Origin of the sequence: Microbacterium sp. Kw_RZR3 (assembly GCF_029222405.1) — a bacterium.
In the GTDB taxonomy this organism is placed as follows: Bacteria; Actinomycetota; Actinomycetes; order Actinomycetales; family Microbacteriaceae; genus Microbacterium.
Map to the genome: position 1 here is coordinate 1 of NZ_JARHXC010000315.1, position 2,758 is coordinate 2,758.

Consider the following 2,758-nt stretch of genomic DNA (forward strand, 5'->3'; position numbering starts at 1 on the left):
TCTCTTGTCCGGATGAGGACAGTGGTCGGGGTGACAGGATTTGAACCTGCGGCCTCGTCGTCCCGAACGACGCGCGCTACCAAGCTGCGCCACACCCCGTGGCGAACCCTGAAAGTCTACCCCGTTCGCGGACGTGCGCCCAATCGGCGTGCACAGCGGGAGTGTCGGTTGCGTGGCTCGTCCTCGCGGAAGCGTCGCCCGCGGCGTGCGGGCGGGCTCCCGCGAGGACGTCGGCCCCGGACGTCGGCCCGGACGTCGGCCCCGGACATCGACCGAACGTCAGGAATCCGCGTCAGGGGTGACGTGTCGGGCGGCGCCTCGCGACGATGGCTGCCCCGGTGCCGAGCACGATCGCGATGATTCCTCCGACGGCGGCTCCGCCCGCGGAGGCGCTCGAGACGCCCGTGGCGGCGAGGGCCGTGGGAGCGGGGGACGCCGACGGAGCCGGCGATATCGTCGGAGCGACCGTCGGCGTCGGCGTGTGCGACGGTGGGGTGGGGGCGAGCTGCTCCGTCTGCGACGGGGAGGCGAAGCGCTCGGCCCAGGCGTATCCCCGAGGCAGGTGCGGCGCGACAGCCGGGTCCTGCTCATCGCGGGAGATCCGCCAGACGGCGGTGTACACGCCCGGACCCGGAAGACGGTCGGCGAGCTCGACCCGGTAGGTGCCCGGTCCTCGGGCGGGATCCGTCGCCAGCGTGAGTCGCGCCACGGGGGAGAGGTTCGAGGGCACCTCGTCCGACTCCGCGGGGAATGCCCCGGTCCGGTAGAGATCGGCCGTCGCGCTGAGCGGGACGAAGGAGCCGTCCGCGAGGCGCGGCCACACGCCGTCGTCGACGGAGACGGTCACGTCATCGATGAACCGATCATTCTCGATGCGAGCCGAGGTCTCGATCCGAGGACGGAACTGCACGGGGCGCGCGGAGGTGTCCTCCGTGGCGAGGGCGAAGGTCTGCGGATCCGCGGGACCCGCGGACTCCTGCTGACCGGGCGTGCTGTACAGGCGCACCGCAGCCGCGCGCACGGTGAACGTCCCGGACGCGCGAACGGTGTATGGACGCCCGTCGCTGCCCTCCGGGCGGGGAGCAGAGATCGGGTAGACGACGCCGGCTCGGACGTCGTTCCGTTCCGCGGAGCCCGTGTCGGCGAACACGGCGTTCTCGAGGCGCAGGACGCCACTCGCGTCGGGGTCGACGTCGGCGACGATGGTGCCCTCGGTCGGCTCGTCGGCGGCAGTCGTCAGGGTGAGGGAGCCGCCGACGCGCGGCACGCGAACAGCCGCGGCCTCGGTGAGGTACTGCTCGACCCGTGTCTGGATCGCCGAGCTGTTCTCCGGGCTGGCGCGGCGCATGATGTAGTCGATCGCTTCGCTGAGCGAGTCGCCGCTGTACCCCCAGGAGTGAAGCGTGGTGTCGCGGTCGACGATCGCCTTGACGGCCCACCCCACGCTCGCGGCTTGGACGGGATCGTCGGTCTGGCCGTACGTGGAGACGAGATGGTTGATCGAGACGAGCTGCTGGGCGCTGAGCCCCCGTACGTCGGAGCTGACGCCGAGGTCGGTCGTCGTCCCCGTCGCGACGGGCAGTCCGGGATGGATGCAGTACGTGTGAACGGCGCCGACGCGCATGGACCCGTGCCATCCCGTGGAGGACAGGGGTGCCCACGTGCCGAATCCCGTTCCGCGATCAGCAGCCGTCGCCGGCGCGGCGAAGAGGGCTGTGGCGGTAGCGACCAGAGCGAGCACGGCGAGCAGCGCGCGTCGACGTCGGGGAGGTCGGGAGGAGCGGGGGTGATGCATGGAGAGTCCCTTCGATTGAGAGACTCGATCTTCGCTTCGCGACGAGTTCGCGAAACGGGCGGAGGGGCCGTTCCGTGGACGGAACGGCCCCTTCGGACGGTGTGCAGGAGCGGTCAGCGGGGCAGCAGCGTGAGCAGCGTCGCCTCCGGTCGACACCCGAAACGAACGGGTGCGTAGATGGAGTGGCCGAGGCCCGCGCTCACGTTCAAGGGCACCGAGCGGCCGCTGTGGGACCACTCGCTGAGGCCGCGCGCCTGGTCGAGCGGGAGGTCGCAGTTGGACACGAGTGCTTTGCGGCTGAAGGGCACTCGCACCTGACCGCCGTGGGTGTGTCCCGCGAGAAGGATGTCCGCCCCCAGGTCGGTGAACGTGTCGAGCGTTCGACGGTACGGGGCGTGCATCACTCCGAGCGTGAGGTCGGCGGCATCCAGAGTCGCCAGGACAGGCGGAATCTGGTCGGGGCGGTCCCACTTGCGGTGGGCGTCGTTCACTCCGAACGCCGTGATGCGCACACCCTTCACCTCGAGCGATACGGCGGTGTCGTCGAGGATGTTCCAGCCGAGGTCGTCGGCGAAGAATCGGTCGAGAGCCTCGACGTCGAGGTGCTTGTGGGCGGGGACGTTTCCGGAGGGGCCGAGGAAGTACCGCAGGGGATTGCGCGGCGACGGCTCTTGGAAGTCGTTCGATCCGTGCACCACGAGCCCGGGGATGCCGCGCAGGGGTGCGAAAGCGGTACGGATGCCGGTAAGCCCGTCGCGGTGGCCGAGATTGTCGCCCGTGTTCACGACGAGGTCGGGTGACAGGTCAGCGAGCCGGGCCATCCATTCCTGCTTACGGTGTTGCCATGGAGCCATGTGCGCGTCCGACACGTGGAGGACGCGAATCGGTTCCGCGCCCTTCGGAAGGACACGGAGGGCGTGATAGCGGACCGTGAAGAGGTAGCGCTCGATGCCGACGCCCCAG

General features: G+C 70.2%; 2 protein-coding genes and 1 tRNA gene. All 3 read right to left on the bottom strand.

Annotated features, from left to right (window positions below; translation table 11 throughout):
- Positions 1–22 precede the first annotated feature (22 nt).
- Positions 23–99, bottom strand: a tRNA-Pro gene (locus P2P98_RS17350).
- 193 nt (positions 100–292) lie between these two features.
- The gene (locus P2P98_RS17355) at positions 293–1,795 is read right to left on the bottom strand and encodes a hypothetical protein (protein WP_275801509.1); all 1,503 of its coding nucleotides are present in this window, start codon (positions 1,793–1,795) and stop codon (positions 293–295) included.
- Positions 1,796–1,908: 113 nt separating this feature from the next.
- The coding region (locus P2P98_RS17360) for a metallophosphoesterase (RefSeq protein WP_275801510.1) at positions 1,909–2,758 on the bottom strand (850 nt) is incomplete at its 5' end.